At 63.2% G+C, this 394-nt stretch carries 1 protein-coding gene; it reads left to right on the plus strand.

The genetic code is table 11. The features are described from left to right. Positions 1-21 precede the first annotated feature (21 nt). The coding region (locus EOA78_RS35680) for a hypothetical protein (protein ID WP_127320380.1) at positions 22-394 on the plus strand (373 nt) is incomplete at its 3' end.

Here is a 394-nt window from a genome sequence, read left to right on the forward strand (position 1 = left end):
GTTGCAGGATGCTTGGCCGTCATGAGCAGTGCCGGGTCAGCAGGCGTCACCGCGCAACAACCCGTGATTGCCGGCTATGGCAGGATCACGCCGGTAGAAGGCGCGGTTGAGCGGCCGGACCACTCGCTGCGATATCGTGTGCTGTTCAGTGTGACGAAGGCGGCGTCATCTCCCGACAAGGTCAATCCCTCGCTGGAGAAGGTCGCACGCTTCCTGAACCTGCTCGGGGCGGACGGCGTGCGGCCGGCACAGGGAGATGTGATCGTGATCGTCCACGGGCCGGCGACACCGATTATTGCCGATGATGAGGCATATGCGACGAAAACCGGTGCCACGACGAACCCCAATCTTGCCTTGATAGCGGCGCTAAGGCGGGCAGGCGTGTCCGTTCGAG

It is taken from the genome of Mesorhizobium sp. M5C.F.Cr.IN.023.01.1.1, from assembly GCF_003997585.1.
Taxonomy (GTDB): domain Bacteria; phylum Pseudomonadota; class Alphaproteobacteria; order Rhizobiales; family Rhizobiaceae; genus Mesorhizobium; species Mesorhizobium wenxiniae.